This window comes from Joostella atrarenae, from assembly GCF_021764745.1.
GTDB lineage: Bacteria > Bacteroidota > Bacteroidia > Flavobacteriales > Flavobacteriaceae > Galbibacter > Galbibacter atrarenae.
Genome location: NZ_JAETXX010000001.1, coordinates 363324 through 390080 on the forward strand (window position 1 = coordinate 363324; position 26757 = coordinate 390080).

36 protein-coding genes and 1 riboswitch are annotated in these 26757 nt (G+C 34.3%); of the genes, 6 read left to right on the forward strand and 30 right to left on the reverse strand.

Translation table 11 applies throughout. From position 1 onward, the window contains the following. Positions 1 to 19: 19 nt before the first annotated feature. The 8 genes from JM658_RS01505 to thiS all read right to left on the reverse strand — a co-directional run bounded on the left by JM658_RS01505 (position 20) and on the right by thiS (position 6555). Entirely contained in the window at positions 20 to 382 is a 363-nt protein-coding gene (locus tag JM658_RS01505) for an MmcQ/YjbR family DNA-binding protein (RefSeq protein WP_236957459.1), read from the reverse strand. An 81-nt stretch (positions 383 to 463) separates the two neighbouring features. Continuing rightward, complete coding sequence (gene thiH, locus JM658_RS01510) at positions 464 to 1573, reverse strand: 2-iminoacetate synthase ThiH (protein ID WP_236957460.1); 1110 nt, start codon at positions 1571 to 1573, stop codon at positions 464 to 466. Then, the gene (locus tag JM658_RS01515; protein WP_262911710.1) at positions 1566 to 2345 is read right to left on the reverse strand and encodes a thiazole synthase; all 780 of its coding nucleotides are present in this window, start codon (positions 2343 to 2345) and stop codon (positions 1566 to 1568) included. The genes thiH and JM658_RS01515 overlap by 8 nt, the downstream gene beginning before the upstream one ends. Beyond that, complete coding sequence (gene thiE, locus JM658_RS01520) at positions 2338 to 2988, reverse strand: thiamine phosphate synthase (RefSeq protein WP_236957461.1); 651 nt, start codon at positions 2986 to 2988, stop codon at positions 2338 to 2340. The genes JM658_RS01515 and thiE overlap by 8 nt, the downstream gene beginning before the upstream one ends. After that, positions 2979 to 3731 (reverse strand): hydroxymethylpyrimidine/phosphomethylpyrimidine kinase, encoded by a 753-nt coding sequence (locus tag JM658_RS01525; protein WP_236957462.1) that lies wholly within the window; start codon positions 3729 to 3731, stop codon positions 2979 to 2981. The genes thiE and JM658_RS01525 overlap by 10 nt, the downstream gene beginning before the upstream one ends. Next, positions 3706 to 4311 (reverse strand): thiamine phosphate synthase, encoded by a 606-nt coding sequence (locus tag JM658_RS01530; RefSeq protein ID WP_236957463.1) that lies wholly within the window; start codon positions 4309 to 4311, stop codon positions 3706 to 3708. The genes JM658_RS01525 and JM658_RS01530 overlap by 26 nt, the downstream gene beginning before the upstream one ends. A gap of 39 nt (positions 4312 to 4350) precedes the next feature. Further along, positions 4351 to 6213: a phosphomethylpyrimidine synthase ThiC gene (thiC, locus tag JM658_RS01535; RefSeq protein WP_236957464.1), complete on the reverse strand. Its 1863-nt coding sequence runs from the start codon at positions 6211 to 6213 to the stop codon at positions 4351 to 4353. A gap of 141 nt (positions 6214 to 6354) precedes the next feature. Beyond that, complete coding sequence (thiS, locus tag JM658_RS01540) at positions 6355 to 6555, reverse strand: sulfur carrier protein ThiS (protein ID WP_236957465.1); 201 nt, start codon at positions 6553 to 6555, stop codon at positions 6355 to 6357. 111 nt (positions 6556 to 6666) lie between these two features. Continuing rightward, positions 6667 to 6760, reverse strand: a riboswitch (TPP riboswitch). 180 nt (positions 6761 to 6940) lie between these two features. On the opposite strand from thiS, the gene rpsU reads away from it, so the two are divergent. The 6 genes from rpsU (at position 6941) to JM658_RS01570 (ending at position 11647) form a co-directional block, all read left to right on the forward strand. Further along, the gene (gene rpsU / locus JM658_RS01545) at positions 6941 to 7135 is read left to right on the forward strand and encodes a 30S ribosomal protein S21 (protein ID WP_236957466.1); all 195 of its coding nucleotides are present in this window, start codon (positions 6941 to 6943) and stop codon (positions 7133 to 7135) included. Between the two features lie 155 nt (positions 7136 to 7290). Further along, positions 7291 to 9060, forward strand: a complete 1770-nt coding sequence (locus JM658_RS01550; protein WP_236957467.1) for a MutS-related protein — start codon at positions 7291 to 7293, stop codon at positions 9058 to 9060. A gap of 117 nt (positions 9061 to 9177) precedes the next feature. Next, on the forward strand, positions 9178 to 9630 hold the full coding sequence (locus JM658_RS01555; protein ID WP_236957468.1) for a 6-pyruvoyl trahydropterin synthase family protein: 453 nt from the start codon (positions 9178 to 9180) through the stop codon (positions 9628 to 9630). A gap of 88 nt (positions 9631 to 9718) precedes the next feature. Then, positions 9719 to 10480, forward strand: a complete 762-nt coding sequence (locus JM658_RS01560) for a UDP-2,3-diacylglucosamine diphosphatase (protein WP_236957469.1) — start codon at positions 9719 to 9721, stop codon at positions 10478 to 10480. A 100-nt stretch (positions 10481 to 10580) separates the two neighbouring features. Beyond that, the gene (locus JM658_RS01565) at positions 10581 to 10763 is read left to right on the forward strand and encodes a hypothetical protein (protein ID WP_236957470.1); all 183 of its coding nucleotides are present in this window, start codon (positions 10581 to 10583) and stop codon (positions 10761 to 10763) included. Next, positions 10733 to 11647 (forward strand): ion channel, encoded by a 915-nt coding sequence (locus JM658_RS01570; protein WP_236957471.1) that lies wholly within the window; start codon positions 10733 to 10735, stop codon positions 11645 to 11647. The genes JM658_RS01565 and JM658_RS01570 overlap by 31 nt, the downstream gene beginning before the upstream one ends. 65 nt (positions 11648 to 11712) lie before the next feature. On the opposite strand, the gene JM658_RS01575 is transcribed toward JM658_RS01570, so the two are convergent. The 22 genes from JM658_RS01575 to JM658_RS01680 all read right to left on the reverse strand — a co-directional run bounded on the left by JM658_RS01575 (position 11713) and on the right by JM658_RS01680 (position 26554). Next, a complete protein-coding gene (locus JM658_RS01575; RefSeq protein ID WP_236957472.1) occupies positions 11713 to 12399 on the reverse strand; it encodes a hypothetical protein in 687 nt (228 codons plus the stop codon). Positions 12400 to 12426: 27 nt separating this feature from the next. After that, positions 12427 to 13389, reverse strand: coding sequence for an aldo/keto reductase (locus JM658_RS01580; RefSeq protein WP_236957473.1), 963 nt, complete (start codon positions 13387 to 13389; stop codon positions 12427 to 12429). After that, positions 13390 to 13665 carry a hypothetical protein gene (locus tag JM658_RS01585; protein WP_236957474.1) on the reverse strand — a complete coding sequence of 92 codons (276 nt, stop codon included), beginning with the start codon at positions 13663 to 13665 and terminating at the stop codon, positions 13390 to 13392. It abuts the gene before it with no gap. A gap of 18 nt (positions 13666 to 13683) precedes the next feature. Next, the gene (locus tag JM658_RS01590) at positions 13684 to 14901 is read right to left on the reverse strand and encodes a bifunctional alpha/beta hydrolase/OsmC family protein (protein ID WP_236957475.1); all 1218 of its coding nucleotides are present in this window, start codon (positions 14899 to 14901) and stop codon (positions 13684 to 13686) included. Positions 14902 to 14912: 11 nt separating this feature from the next. After that, positions 14913 to 15416 (reverse strand): peptide-methionine (S)-S-oxide reductase, encoded by a 504-nt coding sequence (locus tag JM658_RS01595; protein ID WP_236957476.1) that lies wholly within the window; start codon positions 15414 to 15416, stop codon positions 14913 to 14915. Between the two features lie 4 nt (positions 15417 to 15420). Beyond that, the gene (locus JM658_RS01600) at positions 15421 to 15711 is read right to left on the reverse strand and encodes a DUF427 domain-containing protein (RefSeq protein ID WP_236957477.1); all 291 of its coding nucleotides are present in this window, start codon (positions 15709 to 15711) and stop codon (positions 15421 to 15423) included. Between the two features lie 5 nt (positions 15712 to 15716). Then, positions 15717 to 16175 carry a TlpA family protein disulfide reductase gene (locus tag JM658_RS01605; protein WP_236957478.1) on the reverse strand — a complete coding sequence of 153 codons (459 nt, stop codon included), beginning with the start codon at positions 16173 to 16175 and terminating at the stop codon, positions 15717 to 15719. Continuing rightward, positions 16175 to 16564, reverse strand: coding sequence for a hypothetical protein (locus JM658_RS01610; protein WP_236957479.1), 390 nt, complete (start codon positions 16562 to 16564; stop codon positions 16175 to 16177). The genes JM658_RS01605 and JM658_RS01610 overlap by 1 nt, the downstream gene beginning before the upstream one ends. Before the next feature lie 4 nt (positions 16565 to 16568). Then, positions 16569 to 17030, reverse strand: coding sequence for a carboxymuconolactone decarboxylase family protein (locus JM658_RS01615; RefSeq protein ID WP_236957480.1), 462 nt, complete (start codon positions 17028 to 17030; stop codon positions 16569 to 16571). A gap of 4 nt (positions 17031 to 17034) precedes the next feature. Beyond that, positions 17035 to 17283, reverse strand: coding sequence for a peptide methionine sulfoxide reductase (locus JM658_RS01620; protein WP_236957481.1), 249 nt, complete (start codon positions 17281 to 17283; stop codon positions 17035 to 17037). Then, positions 17283 to 17681 carry a DM13 domain-containing protein gene (locus JM658_RS01625; protein WP_236957482.1) on the reverse strand — a complete coding sequence of 133 codons (399 nt, stop codon included), beginning with the start codon at positions 17679 to 17681 and terminating at the stop codon, positions 17283 to 17285. The genes JM658_RS01620 and JM658_RS01625 overlap by 1 nt, the downstream gene beginning before the upstream one ends. Before the next feature lie 14 nt (positions 17682 to 17695). Beyond that, complete coding sequence (locus tag JM658_RS01630; RefSeq protein WP_236958052.1) at positions 17696 to 19198, reverse strand: protein adenylyltransferase SelO; 1503 nt, start codon at positions 19196 to 19198, stop codon at positions 17696 to 17698. 67 nt (positions 19199 to 19265) lie between these two features. Then, on the reverse strand, positions 19266 to 19802 hold the full coding sequence (locus tag JM658_RS01635; RefSeq protein WP_236957483.1) for a GNAT family N-acetyltransferase: 537 nt from the start codon (positions 19800 to 19802) through the stop codon (positions 19266 to 19268). Further along, positions 19802 to 20293 carry a peroxiredoxin family protein gene (locus JM658_RS01640; RefSeq protein WP_236957484.1) on the reverse strand — a complete coding sequence of 164 codons (492 nt, stop codon included), beginning with the start codon at positions 20291 to 20293 and terminating at the stop codon, positions 19802 to 19804. Before JM658_RS01640 ends, JM658_RS01635 begins: the two co-directional genes overlap by 1 nt. Positions 20294 to 20416: 123 nt before the next feature. Continuing rightward, positions 20417 to 20968 (reverse strand): peptide-methionine (S)-S-oxide reductase MsrA, encoded by a 552-nt coding sequence (gene msrA / locus JM658_RS01645; RefSeq protein WP_236957485.1) that lies wholly within the window; start codon positions 20966 to 20968, stop codon positions 20417 to 20419. Next, a complete protein-coding gene (msrB, locus tag JM658_RS01650) occupies positions 20958 to 21416 on the reverse strand; it encodes a peptide-methionine (R)-S-oxide reductase MsrB (protein ID WP_236957486.1) in 459 nt (152 codons plus the stop codon). Before msrB ends, msrA begins: the two co-directional genes overlap by 11 nt. A 324-nt stretch (positions 21417 to 21740) precedes the next feature. Further along, complete coding sequence (recJ, locus tag JM658_RS01655) at positions 21741 to 23429, reverse strand: single-stranded-DNA-specific exonuclease RecJ (RefSeq protein WP_236957487.1); 1689 nt, start codon at positions 23427 to 23429, stop codon at positions 21741 to 21743. A 22-nt stretch (positions 23430 to 23451) separates the two neighbouring features. Continuing rightward, positions 23452 to 23877, reverse strand: coding sequence for an OsmC family protein (locus JM658_RS01660; RefSeq protein ID WP_236957488.1), 426 nt, complete (start codon positions 23875 to 23877; stop codon positions 23452 to 23454). A 72-nt stretch (positions 23878 to 23949) separates the two neighbouring features. Then, positions 23950 to 24519, reverse strand: coding sequence for a uracil-DNA glycosylase family protein (locus tag JM658_RS01665; protein WP_236957489.1), 570 nt, complete (start codon positions 24517 to 24519; stop codon positions 23950 to 23952). 90 nt (positions 24520 to 24609) lie between these two features. Continuing rightward, positions 24610 to 25281 (reverse strand): 16S rRNA (cytidine(1402)-2'-O)-methyltransferase, encoded by a 672-nt coding sequence (gene rsmI, locus JM658_RS01670; protein ID WP_236957490.1) that lies wholly within the window; start codon positions 25279 to 25281, stop codon positions 24610 to 24612. A gap of 147 nt (positions 25282 to 25428) precedes the next feature. Continuing rightward, positions 25429 to 25800, reverse strand: coding sequence for a DoxX family protein (locus tag JM658_RS01675; protein ID WP_262911711.1), 372 nt, complete (start codon positions 25798 to 25800; stop codon positions 25429 to 25431). Between the two features lie 61 nt (positions 25801 to 25861). Then, complete coding sequence (locus JM658_RS01680) at positions 25862 to 26554, reverse strand: hypothetical protein (protein WP_236957492.1); 693 nt, start codon at positions 26552 to 26554, stop codon at positions 25862 to 25864. Between the last annotated feature and the right edge of the window lie 203 nt (positions 26555 to 26757).

Sequence of the window (26757 nt, forward strand, 5' to 3'; positions counted from 1 at the left end):
TATTTTTAAGGTAAACATCTTACACTATCGAATCTCGAACTTTTTTTGGCAATCCTTTTACGACCAGCTCATAAGAATGATCTATTAATTTCATTAAAAAGGAAGGAGTCATTTCTGTTGCATCATAAGTAACAGTATTCCAATGCACTTTATTCATATGAAAACCTGGCTTTATATTTTCATACTCATCTCGTAACTCCAAAGCCCATTCAGGATCACACTTTAAATTTATCCCGTTAGCTCCCGACTCCCAACTACTGATATCGCAAAGTGCAAACATTTTCCCCGCTACTTTAAATACCAATGTATTATCATCAAAAGGAAAACCCTCTGTAACCTGCTTCTTAGAGAGACAATAATCACGTATCATTTCAACATCCATAATTCTAAATTTTAAGGAACTCTTAAAGTTAATCAGAAGTATTGAACCCTAAAACAACAATAAGGGTTATTGCATCTTTTATTACCAAAAATTCTCCCAATCTTTCCAAACAACATCCACACCTTTATTTCTAAGCATTCCCACAACTTCTTCAGTAGAGCGCTCATCGGAAATCTCAAATTGATCTAAAGATTGTGGATCTACTACATAACCTCCAGGATTAGTTTTAGATTCTGCGCTCATAGAAGTAATTCCAAGATGGGAAGCATTATTCCTAAAAACTTCGCTTTCTCTCGTAGAAATTGTTAATTCCAGATCTTCATCCAACAATCTGTAAGCACAAATAGTTTGCACTAAATCGCGATCTGTCATTTCTACTTTAGGGTCTAAACCTCCTGAAAAAGGTCGCAACCTAGGAAAGGAGATGGAATACTTCGTCTTCCAATATGTCTTTTTAAGGTAAGCTAAATGTAACGCTGTAAAATAACTATCGGCTCTCCAATCTTCTAAACCAAATAAAGCTCCTAATCCTATTTTATGAACTCCAGCTCTCCCCAATCTATCGGGAGTTTCTAAGCGATAGAAAAAATTAGACTTCTTTCCCTTCGGATGGTGTTTTTTATACTCTTCTTGATGATAGGTTTCTTGATATACTAAAACTCCATACAATCCATGTTCTGACAAAAGCTTGTATTCATCTTCGTCTAAAGGCTGAACTTCTATACTGATATTAGAAAAATGCTTCCGAATTAATTGAATTGCATTTTTAAAATAAGAAACTCCAACTGTAGTATTTGCCTCTCCTGTAACCAATAAAATAGTATCAAATCCTTTACTCTTTATAAAGGCTACCTCCTTTAGAATCTCATCATCAGTAAGCGTTCGTCTGGGTATTTTATTTGTCAAGCTAAATCCACAATATGTGCATATATTTTGACACTCATTACTCAAGTACATCGGAGCAAAAAGCTGCATAGTATTTCCAAATCGCTTCTTTGTTATTTTATTACTTTCCACTGCCATTTCTTCAATATAATTGCTTGCAGCAGGAGAAATTAATGCCTTAAAATCTTCTAAATCTCTTTTTGGACTCTCAATTGCTCTTAGCACATCATTACTGCCTTTTTCCATTATGCTTTGCAGCACCTCATCCCAAGAGTATTGTAAGAATATATCTTTAAAATTAGTCATATAAAAAACTGGTTAACGGACTACTAGCTTCGGCCTTGGTTTTTATTGGAGCAAGATTAGCTATGTACGCTTCTCTTCCTGCCTCTACAGATTTTTTAAATGCATTCGCCATTTGTATCGGGTTGTTAGATACGGCAATTGCAGTATTTACTAACACAGCATCTGCACCCATTTCCATCGCTGCTGCAGCATGAGATGGCGCGCCAATCCCAGCATCTACAATTACAGGAACATTACTTTGTGCTATAATAATTTCTAGAAAATCGAAAGTTTTCAACCCTTTATTCGTTCCAATTGGCGCCCCCAAAGGCATCACACATTGTACTCCTACATCTTCCAAGCGCTTGCATAAAACTGGATCTGCATGAATGTATGGCATCACAACAAAGCCTTTATTTACCAATTCTTCAGCTGCTTTTAATGTTTCGATAGGATCTGGAAGTAAATATTTAGGGTCTGGATGGATTTCTAATTTTATCCAATTCGTTTCCAATGCTTCCCTTGCCAATTCTGCTGCGAAAACAGCTTCTTTAGCGTCTCTTACTCCAGAAGTGTTAGGTAATAAATTTACGCTCGAATGTTGTAAGCTCAACAGCATAACATCTTCGCTATCTTTTACATCTACTCGTTTCAACGCTACCGTAACCAATTCACTTTTACTGGCCAAAACAGCCTTTTCCATCATTGATGATGATGAGAATTTTCCTGTTCCCACAAAAAGTCGGGAGTTAAATTCTCTATCACCTATTTTTAAAATATCTTCTTTAACCATAATTCTTTATTTTTTTGGATTCCATTGTAGTTCTTATAAAATGGATTCGCTCTTTTATATCCTCATTTTCTGTTAGCCACCCAGACATAGCAACTCCATGTATTCCTATATCTACTAACTCTAAAACATCATTATTGGTAATCCCTCCAATTGCAATGATTGGGGTCATTTTTTCTACTGAAGTAAGCCCTAAAAGAAGCTTTTTGTAGCCTTCAGTCCCTAGAATTGGACTCAATTTCTTTTTCGTATCGGTAAACCTATAAGGACCCAAACCAATATAATTCACTCCTTTCTGTATGAGTAATTTACAATCATCTAATGTGTTAGCCGTCCCTCCAATTATTTTATTATCTCCAAGAAGTTTCCTAGCAATAAGTGGACATTGGTCTTCCTTTCCTAAGTGCACACCATCTGCGTTCATTTCTCTGGCAATCTCCAGATGATCATTGATTATTAATGTAGCACCAAAATCCTTACAGATCTCTTTTGCAGAAACTGCTGTTTTATAAAGCACTCCTGCTTCTTCACTTTTTAATCGCAACTGTACCCAATTTGCTCCCTCTCTACAAACCTTTTCTATATTCTGAAGATGGTCTTCTGGCGTTGCCCCTTGTGATATATAATGTAATGCCGCTATTTCCATAAATGATATCCTAATTTTGTTCTGTTAGATGCTAATAAACTCTCTGTATATCGTTTTGCTTCTTTACAAGCGTTTTCTATCGTACTCCCCTTTGCCAAAAAACTAATCAAAGCAGAAGCTAAAACACATCCACTACCATGCTTTTCATAGGTTTTTACTGCTGAAGGATAAAAGTCAATTGATCTTCCATTCTTTAAATACAATACATCTTTTCCTTTTTCTGAAGGATGATGACCGCCCTTTAAAAAAACATTTGTCGACTCTTGAAGCTTAGCAAGAGTATCTTTAATTGATAGGTCTTTAAACAACCGTTCTATTTCCTGATAATTTGGAGTAAGCACTGTAATCTGCTCTAAAATTTCCTCCGAAAACACACAATCATTATTATGGAAAGAGAAGCCACTACTCGCTTTTAATACAGGATCTAAAACTATTGGCATCTTAGCATCATACCTCCGAATCCGAGAAACAACTTCCAATAAAACATCCGTATTCTCTATAATTCCAATTTTCACCCCTTCTATTTTATACCGACTTAGCAACACTTTCAATTGAGAATAAATAACTGATGGACTTGCCCAATTGCAAGCCTCAAAGCTATCTTCCGTTTGGATGGTGTTGGCAGTACAAACTCCAAAACCATATACATGCATAGCTTCAGCAGTTTTTATATCCGCCAATAATCCCGCGCCTCCAGAAGGATCAAATCCTGAAACACTAATTATATAAGGACGATTCTCCATATACTTTTTTATATTTCTGATTTATACTTTTAAAGCTTTCCAAAGGGTCTTTAGCATTCCAAACACTCCCTAAAACAGCAACGCCACTATACCCTAAGTTATAGGCGCTTTCTATATTTGTAGCATGTACTCCTCCAAGAGCAATTATATTTTTTTTCAAAGAAGAAGCATCAAATCCCTTCCCTTGATAGTTTTCTTTAGAGATGGAGTTAAAAACTGGACTTAAAAAAGTATAGTCATAACCTTCTTCTATAGCTACAATAGAATGAAATCCTGTACTAACCAACTTGCCATTATTTTGATGATTTTTAATACATTTCTGCACGTTTTCATGCTCTTTTCTATAGTTTTCAGTAAAATGGATGCCTTTTAGGTTAAATTCAGAAATCAATTCATGATGTCCATGTAACATTATTTTCTGATGATAACACTCCTCAAGATTTTCTAATAATAGATTGAGTTCCTCCTTTTTAATGCTAGGCTTACGAATATGTAACCTCTCTAAACCACTATCAAAAAGCATTTTCCATATTTTCCATTCCTCTCTATTGTTCTCCTCGTTTGTAATTAAAATTAGCATCGCTTTATACTTTAATTAGATAAAATGAATCAGACCAAATTATAAATACACTTCACTTCCTTTTTGCTTAAACTCTTCCGCTTTCTTTTTCATCCCTTCTTCGATTGCCTCTTGGGAATCCAATCCATTCTCTTTTGCATAATTTCTTACGTCTTGCGTAATCTTCATAGAGCAAAAATTAGGACCACACATAGAACAGAAATGTGCTACTTTAGCATTATCCGAAGGAAGCGTTTCATCATGATAAGATCTAGCCGTATCGGGATCCAACGATAAGTTAAATTGATCTTCCCAACGGAACTCGAATCTTGCTTTACTCATGGCATCATCTCTGTGTTGAGCTCCAGGATGCCCCTTTGCCAAATCTGCAGCATGAGCAGCAATTTTATAAGTAATAACACCCGTTTTTACATCCTCCCTATTTGGCAATCCTAAATGTTCTTTTGGAGTTACATAACAAAGCATTGCGCAACCAAACCATCCAATCATTGCTGCTCCAATACCACTGGTGATATGATCGTAACCAGGGGCAATATCTGTAGTAAGAGGCCCCAAAGTATAGAAAGGTGCTTCTCCACATTCGTGCAATTGCTTGTCCATATTCTCTTTAATCATATGCATAGGAATATGTCCTGGACCCTCTATTATTGTTTGGATATCGTGCTTCCAAGCAATTTTTGTAAGCTCTCCTAAAGTTTCTAATTCTGCAAACTGTGCATAATCATTAGCATCAGCAATACTTCCTGGACGCAATCCATCTCCTAAAGAGAAAGAAACATCATAAGCCTTCATTATCTCACAGATTTCTTCAAAATGTGTATATAAAAAGCTCTCTTTATGGTGAGCCAAACACCATTTTGCCATTATCGATCCTCCTCTAGAAACTATTCCTGTTAAACGCTTTGCAGTATGTGGCACATATTTAAGTCGGACACCAGCATGAATAGTAAAATAATCTACTCCTTGCTCTGCTTGCTCAATTAATGTATCTCTGAAAATCTCCCAAGTAAGATCTTCAGCTTTTCCGTTTACTTTTTCTAAAGCTTGGTAGATTGGAACTGTACCTATTGGAACTGGAGAATTACGTAGAATCCATTCACGTGTTTCATGAATATTTTTTCCTGTTGAAAGATCCATTATGGTATCTGCTCCCCAGCGGCAAGCCCAAACAGATTTTTCTACTTCTTCTTCAATTGAAGAACTTACAGCAGAATTCCCAATATTAGCATTGATTTTTACTAGAAAATTACGCCCTATAATCATAGGTTCGCTTTCTGGGTGATTTATATTACACGGAATTACCGCACGTCCACTTGCTACTTCTTGACGTACAAATTCTGGAGTTATTTCTTTAGGAATAGAAGCTCCAAAACTCTCTCCAGGATGCTGCTCGGAAATCATTTTTGTTTGCTGTATTTTTTGATTTTCGCGAATTGCAATAAACTCCATTTCTGGAGTTATAATTCCCTTTTTAGCATAATGCATTTGGGTAACATTTTTTCCTGCCTTAGCTTTTAAAGGTTTCTTTATATGCTTAAACCGTAGCTCATCTAGTTTTTCATTTTGTAAACGTGAATTTCCATAATTTGAGGTTAATCCCTCTAACTGCTCTACATCTCCACGTTTCATAATCCATTGCTCACGGATTGGTTGAAGTCCCTTTTTTACATCTATTTCAATATTTGAATCTGTATATGCTCCACTGGTATCATAAACTAAAACAGGTTGATTTTTCTCTGTTGTTCCATTAAATTGATCTGTGGTGTCATCTAATTTTATTTCTCGCATCGGTACTTTTATATCTTTATAGATATTACCGTAAACATAGATTTTAGAAGAATTTGGAAAAGGCTCTCTACTAATTTTTGAACTTGTACTTGGTGTTGACTGCTGGGTTTTCATATGCTTTATATTTGATGTATGTTTTGAGATTTACTGTTTTTTGCGTGAAGGATAGTAGCGGCATCCTTTTTGTTTTTCACAAAAAGATATAGCAGATAGCCTGACCGTAATAAAATGGAGGGCACGCCACTAAAACCGTAATTATCCGCCTTGAGTAGCTTTAATTATTAATATATTTACATGATTTGATAACGGCTCTTCCCATTTAGATTTTGGAAGAACATTGTTATCTAAGGCAACGGCAATGCCATTGGAAGAAATATTTAACCTCTCCAATACCTCTTTAATAGTGGGCGATTTTGAAAATGTGTGTGCTGTGTTGTTTACGTTTACAGTGATCATAATAAAATGGTTTACTGCAAACTTTAGGAAGTGCTCCTAAAAAAGTAGATTCCTAGAGTTATCTCCAAAAAATTATAGAAACAACTACTGCCATACAAAAGTATGGTGATAGGAAGTATATCAACTTTTCCCTTCGCTCGTACTAACGAGATCAGGTTCTAAGGGTTTTATCTCAGCTGATTTAACAGCACCCCTAAAGTTTACTTAATCCAAAGGTACTTAATTATTAACGAGAATACCAAGCGTATTAAAAATCTTTTAGAAAAAGAGAATTTTCCTTACAAAAGGATGAAAAATGCATTCAATTCATAATTTTAAAATTTCATTAACATTATTTTTTAAGTAAAATTGTTATAATGTACACCTATAATTATAAAATCGATATATGCTTAAAATTACAGTAAAAGAGGGGGAGAACATAGAACGAGCTCTTAAAAGACTTAAAAGAAAATTTAGAAATACTAAAGTGTTGCGAGAATTAAGAGACCGTAAAGAGTACACAAAACCCTCGGAACAAAAGCGTAAAACTATCCAAAAAGCGGCTTATAAAGAACAATATTTAAGAAGCTTAGAAGAATAACTTTTATTTGGCTTTTACATTTAGAATATTTATTTAGCTTTACTGAATAAGGAGAATAAAGCAGCGTATAAATCAATAATAAACCTTGATCTTAGACTTTGCTAAACTCCTACAAAAGTAAACCCATATCTGGGAAAAATAACAGTTTATTCTAAATGGAAAACCCACAACAATTTTATAATAAAGAGTTATCTCTCTTTAAACAACAACTTACAGCAGTCAAAAAAACACTTACCATTTTAAGCGTTTTTAGACTGCTTGTTTTTTTGGTAATTGCTAGTATCCTTTATTTTTTCTGGGGGAATACCTCCATAATCTTACCATCCATTGTTATTTCTATAATACTATTTATTGTATTGGTATCTAAATACACCGACCAGAAGTATAAAAAGAATAAGATTGCCGAGCGTATAAATATCAATGAAATAGAATTAAGGGTTCTTAAAAAAGATTTTCATGATTTAGAAGATGGAAAAAAATATAGTGATTACAATCACGATTATAGCCATGATATTGATCTCTTTGGCAAAGGTAGCTTCTTTCAATACAGCAACAGAACAGCAACGAATGCTGGGAAAGAATTATTGGTTAAAATATACACAGAAAATGATGTTAATAATATTGTAGCCAAACAAGAAGCCATTAAAGAGCTAGCTCAAAAAATAGAATGGCGTCAAGATTTTAGTGCTACCGCCGCACAAGTAAAGACAGAACTTGCTGCAAGCAAAATAGCTGATTGGCTACAAACACATACTCCTATAATCAAGAAAAGTAGTACATGGTTGCCTTACGCCTTTGCTATATCTTCGGTTGCTATTTTTCTATTAGCGTATTTTAATATTATTCCAAGCTCTGTAATTATTTATTGGTTTGTTATTGGACTCGGAGTTTCTGGAAGTAAAATAAAGAAAGTAAATAACCTAGCTGCTTATACTTCTAAAACGCAAGATACCTTCCAGCAATATCATCAGCTGATTGCAAAAATTGAAACTGCTCAATTTTCGAGTGATTTATTAAAAGAGAAACAAAAAATCATCTTAGGTAATGGCACTTCCACTTCTCAAATAATAAAAAAATTCTCTAAAATGTTAGACGCTTTAGAGCAGCGTAACAATTTACTTATCTCTGTGCCTGGAAACGGTTTCTTACTCATGGATCTGTATAATACACGCCGAATAGAAAAATGGATTGCATTGCATAAAAATGAAGTTAAAGAATGGTTTGAAGTAATCGCTTTTTTCGATGCCTATAACTCGTTAGGAAATTTTGCTTACAACCATCCTAATTATACATTTCCGACTATAAACACCGACAATACAACAATAAAAGCCACCCAATTAGGGCATCCTCTTATCGATGAAAATAAATTGGTGTACAACGATCTTCATGTAGAAAAAGAACACTTTTTTGTAATTACTGGCGCTAATATGGCAGGTAAAAGCACGTTCTTAAGAACTGTTTCTTTACATATTGTCATGGCAAATTGCGGCCTTCCTGTATGTGCCGAAAAAAGTGATTACAGTCCGATAAAACTTATTACAAGTATGCGTACGGCAGATTCTCTTACAGACGATGCTTCTTATTTTTATGCCGAGTTAAAACGACTAAAACTAATTGTAGATAAGATTAAAACCGACACCTATTTTGTGGTTTTAGATGAAATTTTAAAAGGTACCAATAGTAAAGATAAGGCTATCGGCTCAAGAAAATTTGTAGAAAAGTTATCGGCTTCTCACTCTACAGGGATTATTGCTACCCACGATTTAAGCCTTTGCGAGGTGGCTAATGTAAACGAAAAAGTAGATAATTATTTCTTCGAAGCCTTTATAAACGGGAAAGAACTTACATTCGATTATAAATTTAAAGAGGGTATTTGTGAAAATATGAATGCCTCCTTTTTACTTAAAAACATGGGAATTGTATAATTTATATTGGCAGTTTTACTCTCGGAGCACAACATAACGCGCGTTTACTCTTTTCCCTGCCAACATACAAACACAACAATTAAAACTCCCTATCTTTGCAATAAATTATGTGAGGTTATGAGCAACATACGTATTACAAAACAGTTTAATTTCGAAACTGGACACGCCCTTTATGGTTATGATGGAAAATGTAGAAATGTACATGGGCACAGTTACAAGCTTTCCGTTACTGTTATCGGGACACCTATTACCGACACTTCGCATGTAAAACTTGGGATGGTGATCGATTTTGGCGACCTTAAAAAGATCGTAAAAGAAGATATTATCGATGTTTTTGATCACGCTACCGTTTTCAACAAAAACACTCCACATAAAGAGCTGGCCGAAGAACTTTCTGTTCGTGGGCACAATGTTATTTTAGTAGATTACCAGCCTACAAGCGAGAATATGGTGATCGATTTTGCTGAGAAAATACAAAAACGTTTGCCAGAACATATCGATTTACATTCCATAAAACTCCAAGAAACAGAGACCTCTTTTGCAGAGTGGTATGCATCCGATAATAAATAGGGCGTTCCCTGCGGGCGGGCTTTTCACGCTACACGGTAGCTTGCTACAATCCCTAACGCAAAAAAAATAGTACTATAAAAACCAAAGAATGAAGATCCCTGAGGGTAAAAAAATATATTTCGCATCCGATAACCATTTAGGCGCTCCTACAAAGGAAGAAAGTATTATCCGTGAGAAAAAATTTGTTGCATGGCTAGATGAAATCAAAACAGATGCCGCAGCTATTTTCCTGCTTGGAGACCTCTTTGATTTTTGGTTTGAATATAAAACAGTAATCCCAAAAGGCTTTTCGAGAACTTTAGGGAAACTAGCAGAAATTACCGATTCTGGAATCCCAGTTTACTATTTTGTTGGAAACCACGATCTCTGGATGGATGGTTATTTTGAAGAAGAACTTAATATTCCTGTATACCATAAACCCCAAGAATTCACTTTTAACAATAAGAAGTTTTTTATTGGCCACGGAGATGGTTTAGGGCCTGGAGACAAAGGATATAAAAGAATGAAAAAAGTCTTTACAAACCCCGTTTCAAAATGGTTTTTTAGATGGCTACATCCTGATCTTGGTGTGAAACTAGCTCAATATCTGTCGGTAAAAAATAAGCTTATTTCTGGAGATGAGGATATAAAATTTCTGGGCGAGGATAATGAATGGCTCGTACAATATTGTAAAAGGAAACTAGAGAAAGAACACAGAGATTATTTTGTTTTTGGCCACCGTCACCTTCCTATGGAAATCTCTCTTCAAAAGGACAGCAAATACATAAATCTTGGAGACTGGATACACTATTATACCTATGCCGTTTTCGATGGGGAAATCATGTCTCTAAAAACCTATGAGAAAAAGTAATTCCTTTTTTCCTCTTAATAAATCCCGTTATTAGAAACTAGCAGCGATTATATCCTGCAAACGCTTACGTTTTTGTATTTTCGTCCTTAAATATAAAGATATGGCTCGTACATTAATTATAATTTCTATTCTATTTAGCTTTTTATGCAGCAATGCGCAAGCGGTAAAAGATAGTACCATACAGGTTGGCTACACAGGTTCGGAACCCTTTTCTATTGCTGGAGAAACCCCAAAAGGTATTGCAATCGACCTATGGAGAGAAATTGCTTTAAAACCGATTTAGAATACAATCTTGTACCTTATAAAACCGTAGATTTAGGACTTGCAGCCATTCAAGATAAAAAGATTGATGTACTTATAGGTCCGATTACAATTAACTCCGATCGTGCTTTGCGCGCAAGCTTCTCACAGCCTTATTTTGATACAGAAATGGCAATTCTAGCGCCCATTTTAGACTTAACAATTTGGGATAGAATCCAACCATTCTTTAGCTCTACCTTTTTATATGCTGTACTTGGACTACTCCTTGTTTTAACATTTGTAGGTTTCCTTTTCTGGCTTGCAGAAGGGAAATATATGTCAGAAGAATATGGAAATAGCGCCATTAAAGGAATTGGAAACGGAATATGGCTTGCCATTGTAACAATGACAACAGTTGGTTATGGAGATTATGCTCCAAAAACTATACTCGGAAGATTTATAATTGGAAGCTGGATGATTATCTCGTTAATTATGGCAACTTCATTTGTAGCAGGGATTGCAACAACATTATCTATTACTAGTAAGGAAGGAAAAACAATTACTTCTCTTTCACATTTGGACAATAAAATGGTGGCAATACCCGCAAATCAACGATTAATTAACAATGTAAATCTTGTAGGAGGAAAGCCTGTAATTGTTTCTAATGCTAAAGAAGGATATTCTAAATTATTAAATGGGGAAGTAGACGCCTTGGTTTACGATGTAATCCCATTAGAATATGTATTTGAAAACAGTAAAAAATCGGACTTTGTAATCAGCAAGAAAAATATATTCCCTCAACATTATGGTTTTGCTTTCCAAGAAGCAAATGCTCTTAAAAAAAAAATTGACCTTGAGCTCCTAAAGCTAAAAGAAGGTGATGCCGTTACTAGGATTATAAATACTTGGATAAATAATAACGAATAAATCTAATCGATAATGGTTTAACCATACCGATTAGATTTAGTTATATTTTTCAGAAGAAAAAATTATTAATGCATGTGCTCTTTAAACTGCTGCACAGCATCATTTACTACGTTCTCAACTTTCTTAACATCTAAATTATAAAGCTTTGCTATTTCTGTTTCTGTAAGCTTCCCAAAAGTTTTAAGATCTATAATACTAGATACACATTCTGGGAGTAATTTATAAAAATTCCCTACCGTTGCATTATCAGAATGGTATACTTCATTATGAAGATCAAATGTAGAAATCACTTCTGTATTTGCAGTTTCATCTTGATAAACCATATCAAAATCATTCTGCTGGTTATAAGAAATATCGTCTAAGTCTTTATAAAGAACAACCTCATTCCCTGCATCAACAAAATATTCAATCTCCAAAGATTGTAATTCCCCTTTTAAAAAATCATCAGAATTTTCTGTGTTAGAATTTTGAATCTCTTTTGCAAAGACACTTTTTAAAATATCATCTACAACTTTAAACAACAGTAGTTTTGTATCACCACCTTTTTCCTGAAGGTTATCCTCATAAATTTTTAAAATAGCATCATCTATAATACCAGTAGAATTATATAAGTTTCTCGGAAGAATCCCTTTGCTTTCTGCTACATATAAACGGTGTTTTACATAAGGATGTAAAAACTCCATATAAGAAAGTATGTCTTTATCAAAAGCCGTTGGGCTATCCTTTTCCTTTAATTTTTCTAATGATTTCATATAATTGTTTTATACTGTTTTAACTTCTTAATGCCAATTTAACTCACTACGCTCCTTCCAATAGAAATCACTTTCTACTGATAGCTCATTAAGCTGGGTAGTTTCCTCTTCCGTAAGTTTAAAGTTATACGCTTTTAAATTCGCTTCTAATTGCGAGCTGGATGAAGCACCGCTTAAAACTATAGAGGGTGCTAATGCATCCATGCAAAAACGCAACGCTACAGCATCAGCTCCTACATTATATTTCGCAGCTAGCTTTTCTAACAAAGCATACATATTTTTATACGCAGGGTAATTCTCATTCTCAAAAACTCTCCCGTTTGCTAAAGCTTCTTTTATAATTACAGTTTTACCATTTGCTAATGCACTCTTTAAAATAGCATTGGTACTGTTTTCTAATATATTATAGGTAACCTGAAAGCTATCAAATAATTCTTCTCCATTTACGACAACATCGAGCCCTTTTTGAATAATAGTTTTTTGATTCTCCCCACTAGAAGTCAGTCCTATTTTTAATCCATATTCAGACTTAATCTCTGCAAGCTTTTCTAAAACTTCTTTATTTTCTAACACCCCGCTTTCCAGCGTTGCAGAATGTATTTGGTAATATTTAAGATTCGGAAGTAACTTTTTTGATACCTCCCATTGCCCAAATAATTTTGCAAGTGAATGCTCTTTTATTTCATGCTTTCCATCATACCCCAACTCCCAATCGGCAACATATGTATATCCCCATTTTGTTCCTAAGAAAACACCTTGATGACTTCTTGTATCATTCCACTCCTGAAGATATTTTTCTCCTTTTCCATACGACGGCGCAGTATCATAATAACGAACTCCCTGCTCATAGGCATCATCTAAAACTTTAAAGGCATTTTTTTTAAATGTCTCTTCAGATTTATTGCTAACCGCAGTTTGCTTGACATTTATATATTCAGGCCGCCCTAATGCAGCTAAACCGATTCCTATAATAGTTTTAGCTCCTGCCATTTAATCGTATTTAATCTGGCAAGTAGCGCAAGTGTATGTATTTTCATCTATTATAATACCATTGATATGTTTGGTAACTATTTCTTTAATGAAACTATTGTAAGTATCGTCCATAGGACTGATATTTTTAGCTCTCATAAGTTCATAGAAATGCCCATCCCATTCTTGGCTCCCCCAACAATTTGGACAAACTCCCTCTGGTGCTTTTCCCGTTGCTTCTTTGTTTTCTTTTTTCTTGAAGTACTCTTTTATATTATCTATGATTGTAGCTTTCATGTTTATTAAATTTTTTATTTATATCTCTTCTGTTTCTATAATTACTTCACTTTGTAATGTTCTATGAACAGGACATTTTGAAGCTATTTCTTTTAACTTTTTTCGTTGTGTATCATCTAGGTTCCCTATAAACTTTAACTTCTTAGAGAGATGATCTATTTTACCAGATTTCTCAACATCTATCATCAAATCGTCAGAATGCTTTTTAGAATGTGTAACATATACATAAACTTCCTCCAGCTCCCATTCTTTTCTCTCTGCATATAATTTAACTGTCATTGCAGAACAAGCAGCTAATCCTGCACTTAAAAAATCGTAAGGTCCAGGACCAAAATCATCTCCCCCTATACTTCCAGGCTCATCAGCTATAAAAGAATGTTTTTTGGTTTGTATATTGGTTGTAAAATTATCCTCTTTAAGGTTTAAATGCGCTACCAACTGCTCTCCATTAGTTCCAAGCATTTCATTTTCTTGAGGTTTGATATATCGCTGCACCCATGTCCCTATAATATCACCTACATACTCGCTATCAACAGACTTAGATAAAAGGTGATCTGCATCATCTAGGCTGACAAAACTTTTAGGATGAATTGCATTATGATATAATTCGTGTGCATTTTCTATACCTACTGTTTTATCAAAAGGAGCATGCATAATTAGCAAGGGTTTTCTTAAAGATTTTACAATCTCAGGAAGATTGGTCTTATCAAAATCTTTGACAAACTCTTCATCAATAGCAAATGGCCTTCCACCTATATTCACCTCAACATTTCCTTTGCTTTCTATATCATCAATCTGATGAGAAAACAGATGCTTAACATGACTAACAGAAGCAGGAGCTCCTATAGTTGCTACTGCTTTAATATTTTTTAATTTTGATGCTGCTACTAGAACTGCAGCACCTCCTAATGAATGCCCTACCAATAATGTTGGTGCTTGAAGGTTTTCTGCCAAATATTCATTTACGGCAATTAAATCGTCCACATTAGCAGAAAAATGGCTTTCTGCAAACTCTCCTTCACTCTGTCCTAATCCTGTAAAGTCAAACCTTACAACTCCAAAGCCATGATTTGTAAGCGACCGACTCACATTTCTTACTGCATTAAAACTACTATTACATGTAAAACAATGAGCAAAAATCACATAATTATTAGGTTTCTGATTTGCTGGTAATTCTAAATGAGCTTGTAGTTTATATCCCTTTTTATTGGTAATTTCTAATTTTGAACTTTTCATTAGGCGGAATTTTATTGTATATGACTTAACTTCTCTTTCCTAGTGTATGCAGAAAAATCGGTTAATAATTTTTTTAACTTCGGATTAATATAACTTTTACAAAAAGGCTTTTCCGTATCGTTATAATAATAATTATGGAACATCTCCTCGGAAGCTTTAAAGCTTTCAAATGAGAAAACGCTGGTAACAATTGGCTCACTGAAATCTTTCTGTAACTTCATTATTGCTTGCGATGCTTCTTTTTTCTGTTCTTCTGAAAAAACATACACAGCAGATTTGTATAAATCACGACGACTATGATTAACAGTACATTTATGTGTGTGCAAATGAATTTTAATAAGAACTTCTAGAGAAATTTCGTCTGGATTAAAATGAACTATAACCGCTTCCGAGAATTCCTCAGGTGCAGATTGTGAAGCTATAAAACCCTGATCGACTTTCTGAATGCCAATTAAAGATTGATAAATGGCTTCCATACACCAATAACAACTTCCTCCAAAAGCAATTTTTTCCATTACATTAACCCTCTTGTATTTCTATACCTTTCCAAAAGGCAACATAGCCTTCAATATCTCTTGCTAAAGGAGATGCTTTTGGATAATACCAAGCAGCATCTTCATTCACTTTTCCATCCACCTCAACAGAGTAATAGAAAGCTTTTCCCTTCCATGGGCATGTAGTGTGCGTTTCCGTTTCTTTAAAAAACTCTTTACGAATACTATCTTCAGGAAAATAAATATTCCCTTCAATACTCTTTGTTTCGTTGCTTTCTGCTAAAACTTCATCATTCCAAACTGCTCTGTATCTCATCCTTCTTAGTTTTGCGTTAATTCTTTTATTTTGAGGTCTAATCGTAATAATGCGTTATTGGGATCGGAGCCAAAAATAGACTGAATCACAACTCCATCTTTGTTTACCAAAAGCCAATGCGGCGTTCCTCCTGCTTTATATTCATTAAAAGTCTTTGCTTCTGGCAGATCTCGATAATAAGGGAACCTTATATAAAATTCTTCCTTAGCAGCCATGAGCTCTTCGTCTGAGTAGGTACGACCCTCAAACCGTGTATGAATTCCTATTACCTGTACTCCAGAATCTTCATAAACAATTCTATTTGCAAACGGGATTGCTCGGCCTTTACATCCGGGGCATCCCATATAAAAAAACATTATTAACAACGGTTTCCCCTTGTAAGACTCTACATTTGGAACTTCATCATTTTCAAAAATTGGTTTAAGCAACCACTCCGGAAGCGGTTTCCCTTCTAATGTTTCCATTACATCAAATGGTTATTATCAAATTGAATTCTTCTAATAATTACTGTTCGCGAAGCATATACTATCAAAATAGAAATTCCAATAAACATCAATACAGTTCCCACATACAAAATAAGACTAGGTAGGCTCCAAATAGACTCCACTTCATAAATAGCTCCCATAATTCCTGAAAGCACATAACATCCAGTAGCAGTATATAAAAGAGTGCTTGCTCTGGTTAACAATCCCAATTGCTTGATCTTTCTATTTGCGATATCATGCTGGAAAGAGTTGCATTTTTTTGAAATTAACCCTGCTATTTCACTACTTAAACCCATCATTTGGGTAGCCGTTGACAGAATTAGCATTCCTAGCCCAGGCAGTATCGTTATCGGTATATACCAATTCATTTTTTTACTTTAAAATTGGCGTTTCCCCTTGTGCTAATTTAAGGCGAGTCCACAAATTCATATTAATAACAATTGCAGCTATTTCTGCGATCTCTTCTGTTGAGAAAAATTTAGCTAAATCATCATGATATTTCTGGAAATTTTTATGAGTTCCCTCAGAAAGTACATCTGTATAAGCAAGAGCTGCTTTTTCTTTGTCAGTGAATAAATCACTATTCCACCATGAAGATATATTATCTGTTTTAGTCTCAGAAATACCTATTTCTCTTGAAGTCTTAGCATGTAATATCACACAAAAAGCACATTCATTTTTTTGAGCAACTCTCAAACGAAGCAATTGTGCTAAATGTTTGTCTGTTTTTAAATCAGCTGTATAACCAAAAGCAGATGCTAATTGTTTTGCTAACCCAAGAAAAGGTGTTATTTCTGGATCAAATCTTTTGTTTTCGAATGTTACATCTTCCATAAATCTATAGTTTTTTATAATTTTTTAAAAAGTGAATCACCTTCTGCTGCGGCATTTCACATGGTTTTAAATTCTCTGCAGTACTAGTTATATAATAATTCAAACTTATAAAATCATTACCCCCTAGCTCTTCTGCATATACTTTTATACTTTTCCCTGCATTAAAATCTGTTCGCGTAACACCATATTTCTTTAGCTGATATTCCACTTCAGAATAACCCAATGGTAGCTCTTTAATACTTTCGAGAATCATTATTCTTTAATATTAACTCCTCCCCATACAACAGAAAACTTACGGCAATGAATTACTAAGGAATTAAAATCACTTAAATTAGTTCCAGATGGGATTTTGTATTTCTGAGCTCCTTTATTTGATGTTAACTCAGCTACAAAAACACCCCCTTCTTGATCTACAGCATCTCTGTTATTAATTTCTTCCATTTTAAGTGGAGATAAGTAGAGCTTTAAATCTGGGCCTGTTAGCGTGTAAAAATTATCGGCAAGTACAAAATATTTATCATCTCCATCTTCTTCTATGCTCCAGTCTCCTTTTACATCGTACACCTTGTCCACCCATTCATTTCCACTTTGAGCAATTCCATCTGTGTTTGTCATAACTACCAATAATAACGTTAATAAGATTGTTTTCATTTTTTTAAATTTGGTTAAGAACTACATGATAACATCGAACATCCAACTTTATGGCGTGCCCAATCTGGACGCTTTGCAAACCATTTTTCTTTGTCGGGCTGTTCGCTGTATGGCTGTTTTAATAATTGAAATAATTCTTCAATTAAAGAATAATCTCCCTTATCTGCGGCATCTATTGCTAATTGAGCCATATAATTTCTAAGAACATATTTTGGATTTACTTGATTCATTCTCTCAGTTCGCTCCCTTTTCGTTAAGGTTTCTTCTTTTAATCGCTTACTGTATAAAACAAACCAATCTTTCCATTTCTTTAAAATATCATTTGAAACATCTTCAAAAACATATAAAGCTTCCTTAAGAATTGCATCTCCGCTCTCAACATTCGTAAATTTACTCAAATTTCTGAAAAAAATCGTCATATCTGTTTCTGATAATTCTAAATTTTCCTCTAATTGTAGAATTAAAGCTGCATCTTGATTACTTTCTTCATACAAACCGAGTTTTTCTTTCATCATTTTCAGCGATTTGACTTCAAACGCAGACTTATAATCATTTAATATTTTCTCTAAAGGAGCTGCTTCATCTACCAAAGGATAAATAGCATTTGCTAATTGATAAAGATTCCATAGTCCAATATTTGGCTGGTTCCCGAAGCGATATCTCTTATGCTGAGCGTCTGTAGTGTTTGGCGTCCATCCAAAATCAAATCCTTCCAACCACCCGTATGGGCCATAGTCTATTGTTAATCCTAAAATCGACATATTATCGGTATTTAGAACTCCATGAACAAAACCAACCCGTTGCCAATGGAGTATAGTTTCTAATGTGCGATCTGCAACCTCCTTAAAAAATTCAACATAAACTTCTTTAGATGGCGCTCCCAAGTGTGGGTAGAAGTGTTTAATTGTATAGTCCGCTAATTTCTTTAAATTTTCATGGTCTCCTCTAGCTGCAAAAATTTCAAAACTTCCGAAGCGAATAAAAGAAGGTGCTACTCTACAAACTACAGCACCCTTTTCATAATCTGGATTTCCATTATAAAGAACATCTCTAAGAACACTATCTCCAGTTAAAGCAAGAGACAACGCTCTTGTTGTTGGAACTCCTAAATAATACATCGCCTCACTACATAAATACTCTCGGATAGAAGAACGTAAGACCGCCAAACCATCTGCAGATCTAGAATATGGTGTTTCTCCAGCTCCTTTTAACTGTAATGCCCATCGTTTATCATTATGAACAACTTCACCTAGATTAATAGCACGCCCGTCGCCAAGTTGTCCAGCCCAATTTCCAAATTGATGTCCTCCGTAACACATAGCGTAGGGTTTGCTGTTAGATAAAACCTCATTTCCTGTAAACACTTTTAAAAATGCATCAGAGTTTTTATCACTCTCCGATAATCCTATTTCATCCAACATAGCATCAGAAACATGGATAAGTTCCGGATCCGCTGTTTTTTTTGGAGTTACATACGAATAGAAAGACTCTTTTACTTGCCTTCTAGAATTTTCCATAATTGGATCTCCTGGAAGCTCTTCGCTAAAGGTATCTTGTATATTTAGTTTTAATTTGCTCACTATATTAATGTTCAATTATATTTTTCCACTTATCACTTCTGCTAGCCACTGCTCTTACATACGTACATACAGCAACTGCTTTGTATCCCTCTTCGGTTAATTTTTCAAAAGTTTTTTCAACCAACTCTTTTCCTATTCCTCTACCTCTAAGCTGTACAGGAACTTCTGAGTGATTTAAATACATTTTTCCATTTTTTAATTGGTATTCAACTTTCGCTTGTGCTCCATTGATATCCAATATGAATTCATTGTTCTGTTTGTCGTGTTCTATATCCAAAATTGACGGTATTAATTTGTTAATCCACTTATTGAGCTCTTTTTTATTCGGGTTTCTTAATTTCTTTGTTCCGATGGTGATCGTTGGAAAGTTTAATTTACCCGATTCATATAGACTTCTTAATTCTATTGCGTATTCCTCATTCTCCTCTACATCGAGAAATAAAAAAGGAAGCCCACGCGCTTCTAGCAATAATTGATAGTAGCGCGTTTTATGACAACCTTCTGCCCCATATAATTTAATTTCTGGGATATTCTTAATCATTAAATTGTTTTTAAAAATGCTATTGCATTATCTACATTTACATGAAAATCTGCAAAAACTACATTATCATGCTTATCAATAAAAATAAACCAAGGTGTCCCTCCAGTTTGGTAATTGGTTAATATTTTAGATCTATTCCCTGTAGATTCATCTCCAGGATCATGACCAAAAGGGATTGCTAGGTTATATTTCTTTTGAGTCTCTATCATTTTCTCATACGTATTGGCATCGTGTCCTTCAAAAACGGTTTGAATCGCTAAAAATTCTACACTTTCATTATCTTTTAATGCCTCTACCATCTTTTGCAATGCAGGAAGTCCTTGACTATGACAACCTGGACACCAACTTTGGAAACAATAAATCACCTTAAATTTACCATTATAATCCGACAATTTAATAGGAGAAGTCTTATTTCCGTTAGCATCAACCCAAGAATCTACTTGAAATTCTGGAGCTTTAAATATTTCTTTTTCTTGTTTATCAGTATTCATATATATTGCCTTTCTTTTATTGTCTCTATGGATTTCTTTGAGACGGTTGACTTAATAAAAAAAGCACCTAAGATTACTCTTAGATGCTAATTCATGTTAACTAAGTAATAATCAAAATTTCAATTAAGAAACTGTCTTTTTTAACTTATCAGCATGCATTTTTCGTAGTTTGGCCAACTTTGGTGTAATAACCGCACTACAATAACCTTGTGCTTGATTGTTTTTATAATAATCTTGATGGTAATCTTCAGCTTCAAAAAACTCTCCTATTGGACTGATTTCTGTAACTATAGGCCCATCATAAAATGGATCTATTTGTTTTGCAACCTCAGTTGCTATTTTCTTTTGTTCATCAGAATGATAATATATCACTGAGCGGTATTGAGAACCTACATCTGCTCCTTGACGATTCATAGTTGTTGGATCGTGACTTGTCATAAAAATAACCAACAAGTCTTCATAAGAAATAACACTAGGATCAAAACTAATTTGAATAACCTCAGCATGTCCAGTTAATCCAGAACATACTTCTCTATAGGTAGGTCTTCCTGGAGCGTTTCCTCCAGTATACCCAGAAACTACTTTTTCTACACCATTTACTTCTTGAAAAATGGCTTCGATACACCAAAAACATCCTCCACCTACAGTCGCTAATTCATAATTTTTATTTGTCATTATCTTTCCTTTCTAATTTAATTGATTCTGAATTTATACAATATCGTAATCCACTTGGTTCTGGACCATCTGGAAATACGTGTCCTTGATGCGCGTCACAAGTATTACATAAAACCTCTACACGCACCATTCCAAAAGAGCTATCTTTTATATACTTAATAGCGTTCTCTTTAATTGGTTGTGTAAAACTAGGCCAACCAGAACTCGAGTCGTATTTTATGGTAGAATCGAACAATGGAGTATCGCAACACACACAATTATATTTACCAGCATCATAAATAGAGCATAGAGCTCCAGAATGTGCCATTTCTGTTCCTTTTAAACGTGTAATTCTAAACTGCTCTGGAGTAAGTAATTCTTTCCATTCTGCTTCTGTTTTTTCTACACGTCTATCTGGTTCCGGATTCCCTTTTACAGAGAAATTAATAACATCTTTCCAAGTTAACATACTATAGTGTCCTTTCTTTTTTAGTTAAGTAATAATTTTCTTGAATTTGCACCTCGAAATATTTAGATACAAATTAATAGTCGTATTTAGTTTCAATTCCTTACAATTTTGAATTTATACTATCACCACTACGCATCTAAAGTTATAGAATTTAATCCTGATAATAAAGGAATAATACTATTTAAATGGTATTTATATTTAAGTGAAGCTTCTATAGCTTACATTTCACATACTATAAACTCCCATATGAATCACAACTAATATAATTAAGAGATTGGGAATTATTTAGATTGAAGAAGGAATCTTTAGAAGACAAATAAAATGTTATTTGATATCCTTTACTTTTAACTGAAGGGAAACTACTCCGTTCCACTCATTTTCATCAATAGCATACACGGCAGCAAATGTCTGTTTTCCTTTTATAGCTTCTATTTTACTTCCTAAATTAAATCCAATCCCACCGATAGAAGGCCCTCCATTTTGAGATACATTTATTTTAAGGTGACTATTATCCTGACCTACACATTTACTATAGCCTGTATCTTTAAGGTTTTGTGTAAGAAAAACAGGCGATAAATTTCCTGGCCCAAAGGGAGCAAACTGCTTAAGGATGCGATAAAACTTTGGTGTTATATCTTTTAATTCAATTTCTGTATCGATAAGAATCTCTGGAGTTAATAGGTTTTTATCTATTGTTGCTGAAACTACTTCTTCAAACTTAGTTTTAAAACCTTGATATTGCGCTGGTTTTAAAGTAAGTCCAGCTGCATATTTATGACCTCCAAATTGCTCCAGATGATCTTCGCATGCCTCAATTGCATTATAAACATCGAAACCTTTTACCGAACGTGCAGAAGCGGCTAACTTATCGCCACTTTTAGTAAAAACTAATGTTGGGCGGTAGTAATTTTCAATAAGTCTCGAAGCAACAATTCCTATAACTCCTTTATGCCAAGTTTCGTTAAAAACAACCGAAGTAAAATTTGTCTCTTCATTATTCTCTTGAATCTGAAGAATAGCCTCTTGTGTAATCTGCTGATCTAAAGTTTTTCGATCCGCATTAAAAACTCCAATTTCTTCAGCATAAGCTTTGGCAAGATCTTCATTCTTTTCAGTAAGTAACTGAACAGCATATAACCCATGCTTCATTCTTCCTGCAGCATTTATCCTTGGAGCTACCACAAAGACAACATCGGTTATAGTTAGTTCTTTTTTAAGCTGTTCTGTAAAAGCTTTTATTCCAGGTCTAGGATTACTATTTATTACCTTTAAACCATGAAAAGCTAAGGCTCTATTCTCTCCAGTAATGGGCACGATATCTGCACCAATAGCTGTTGCTACTAAATCTAAATATGGGATAAAATCTTCTATAGTTTCTCCTCTACGCGATCCTAAAGCCTGAATCAACTTAAAACCAACACCACAACCACATAATTCATCATAAGGGTAATTGCAATCTTCTTGTTTAGGATCGAGAATAGCTACAGCATCTGGAATTACATCGCCCGGTCTATGGTGATCGCAAATAATAAAATCAATCCCTTTTTCTTTGGCATAAGCAACCTTATCCACAGCTTTTATTCCGCAGTCTAAAGCTATTATCAAAGAAACACCGTTATCATCTGCAAAATCTATCCCTAAAGTAGAGACTCCATAACCTTCTTTATATCTGTCTGGAATATATGTTGCTACATTAGGGTAAAGCGTTAACAAATAGGACGACATTAATGACACTGCCGTAGTACCATCAACGTCATAATCGCCATATACCAATATACTCTCTCCATCTGCAATCGCCTGTTCAATTCTAGATACAGCTTTGCCCATATCTTTCATTAAAAAAGGATCATGAAGATCGTTTAAAGAAGGGCGAAAGAATTTTTTTGCTTCCTCGTAATTTGTAATTCCTCGTTGTATTAACAATGAAGCAATAAGATTATCTACCCCTAAAGCTACAGAAAGCTCTTGTACAGCTTCCTTTGGCGGCATTGCTTTTACAGTCCAACGAGTCATATATAATTACGAATTTTGAGTTTTATGAGTTATGAAAAATGGTTTCTATTTTAACTTCAGCAAAACGACGGAACATTTCCATCACGCCACAATAAGTTTCTACAGATAAATCTACAGCACGTTGTAATTTTTTCTCAGCTAAATCTGTACCGTAAAAATGATATTCTACCGTTACTTTATTGTAATATTTAGGGTGCTCATCTGTAAGTTCAGCGTGGATATCGATTCTAAAATCTTCTACATCTAACTTCATCTTTTTTATCATTGAAGCTACATCTAAACCTGAACATCCTGCCAAAGCAGATAACATTAAAGCTTTAGGTCTTAATCCATCTCCATTTCCTCCATCGTCTGGACTTGCATCGATAATTAATTCTCCTGCTGGATTAGTAGAATGAAATTGCATATTCTTTTTCCAGGTAGTAATTACGGTATTTGTAGTTCCCATTTATATGAATTTAAAGTGAACCTCAAAAATACGCATTCTACTAAGAATACACTTTGTTTTTATAGCTGCTTCCTATAAAATTGTTTTTATTTTTTGCTGAAAAACGGGTAACACAGTGGCTTCAAACCACTTATTTTTTGCCATCCAAAAACGATTGGTAGGTGAAGGATGTGGAATTGGAAAAATCTCTGGAAGGAAATCATTATAGTTTCGTACTGTTTCTGTGAGATTCTTATGAAACCTGTCTCCCAAATAATTTTTCTGAGCATACTGTCCAATTAATATTGTTAACGATACATTTTGCATCTCGCTCAATACTTTGTCATGCCATTGCGGTTTACATTCTGGCCTTGGAGGTAAATCTCCAGTCTTACCTTTGCCGGGGTAACAGAATCCCATTGGCATCACGGCTACTTTTTTAGTATTATAAAAGTCTTCTTCGCTAATTCCCATCCAAGAACGGAGCTTTTTCCCACTTGCATCATCAAAATCTTTACCGCTATTATGCGCTTTAATTCCTGGCGCCTGACCAATAATTAATATTTTGGCTTCTTTCGATACTCTAAGAATCGGTTTTGGAGGTAAAGGCAGAAAATCTACACAGACTTGACATTTACTTATTTCATGTAGCAGCTTTTCCATACCCCCAAGGTAAGCATATTATTTATTCTCCCAATGAGTTTAATACTAGGAGATTAAATCTAATTATGAAATTACCGTTTTTTTTGGCAACTATTTCTTTCCAGCAACCACCATTACAAACTCTCCTCTTGGTGCATTTTCTTCAAAATGTTGGATAAGCTCTTTTACGGTTCCCCTTATTGTTTCTTCATGAAGTTTTGTAATCTCTCTGGAAACGGAAGCCATTCTATCTTCTTCTAAATAAGCAGCAAAATCTTTTAAGGTCTTTAGAAGCTTGTGAGGAGATTCATAAAAAATCATAGTCCTTGTTTCTTCAGCTAAAAATTTAAGTCGTGTTTGACGTCCTTTTTTTACGGGTAAGAATCCTTCAAAAATAAATTTATCATTTGGGAGTCCGCTATTTACTAAAGCAGGCACAAAAGCTGTAGCTCCAGGCAAACAATCTACTTCAATACCTTTTTCAATACATGCTCTTGTCAAAAGAAAACCAGGATCGGAAATTGCAGGTGTTCCAGCATCACTAATTAAAGCTACTGTAGTTCCAGATAAAATTTTATCACAAATACCATCAACCGTTTTATGTTCATTATGCATATGATGACTTTGCATATGCGTCTGTACCTCCAAATGTTTTAAAAGCTTCCCACTGGTACGAGTGTCTTCAGCAAGAATAAGATCTGCTTCTTTAAGCACTCTAATAGCTCTTAATGTAATATCTTCTAAATTACCGATTGGTGTTGGAACAATATATAATTTGGACATAGCGTATCCTACAATGTAGATTTATAATTTACAAACACTCAGATTTAATATTGAGTGCCTTTGTTTCTTGTTTTTACATACTACACAAATTAGTGTTATGCTGTAAACGATTACAAAGGTAAAAAGGAATTAAAGAACAATCCTCTTTTAATTTTTTATTATCCATGGACGCACTTGCCTTCCTAAAAAATACGAAGCCATTAAAAGCACCAATGCAATTATAGCTCCCACACCTTCGCCATCTCCTAACACATAATGGGTAATAAAAGCTAATACAAAATTAAAAAACAATCCTGCATATGCCCATTCTTTAATGGTTCCCTTTATATTCGAAAGGATTGCAATGACTCCTAATACTTTTCCTGTTATTAAGATGTAAATAAGGTATTCTGGGTAGTTATAACTCGCTAGCATTCCTTGTACCATTTCAAACTTTGAAATGTACATATAAATAGCGTTTATTAATAATAAGGACAGCAGACCTGTGGAAACCCAATATAATATTCTTTTAACTTTCATTTTTTTATAGATCGAATTAAAGACAAATAACGCATTCTTGCAGTTGATTTTAAATGATAAATTACGAAAATTTGTTTTCTATAATTTCTAAAAAACGATTTTCATAGGCTTCTTTTCCTTCCCAATTATTATAATCTGGTTTTATCATTGTAGTTATAAAACCTCTTGCATCCTCAAAAGTATCCATGGTACTTATTTGAGAAACTACTCTTATATAATCTTCATTGCTATTATTAAAAAGATGCTTTACAAATGCAAGTTTATCATTTAAACCTATTGCCAATCCAGATTTTAACTGATGATTTCTAGAACGCACTTTTTTCTCTACAACCGTAGTTTCTTTAATCTTTGGAGTCACCAAATCCATATCTCTTTTTACAAAAGTAGGATCGGGTGTAATTCCAGACAATAACTCTTCCAGAGATTCTGCTTCCGGCATTTCTTGAACAAGATCCCGAATAGAATCTATAACGGGAGTCATTATAGCATCTTCATGTTCATTAGGGTTTGATTCCGGAACATCGGAATTTCCTTTTAAAACTGAATTTGCTAATACTTCAAACCTATCTGCAACTTCACTTTTTACATCAGAAGATTGGAGTTCTCCAAAATGATCTTCCACATATTTTAAAAGTGTAAGTTTTTCGTACAATTTTTGGGCATCCGACTGTAAAGCGGCTAAATCTCTTTTTCCATTCTGCCTTATTATTCGTTCGGATATACTTATTAATTCTGCTTCTAATTTCTTCTTCATAGTTAATATTATAATTTAAGTGCTGTCTTTCAATAGTAAGCACAAATTTTTATAATTATAGTTACTAAACACGCATAAAAGATAGCTATTTTTTTAATATTTTTCGGTGTAAATCCTTTTAAAAATAAAACTAAATACGAGTAAGTAAATATAAAAAAACTTAATTTTTGTTGATATTATTTCTGCTTTCTTAAATCCAACTT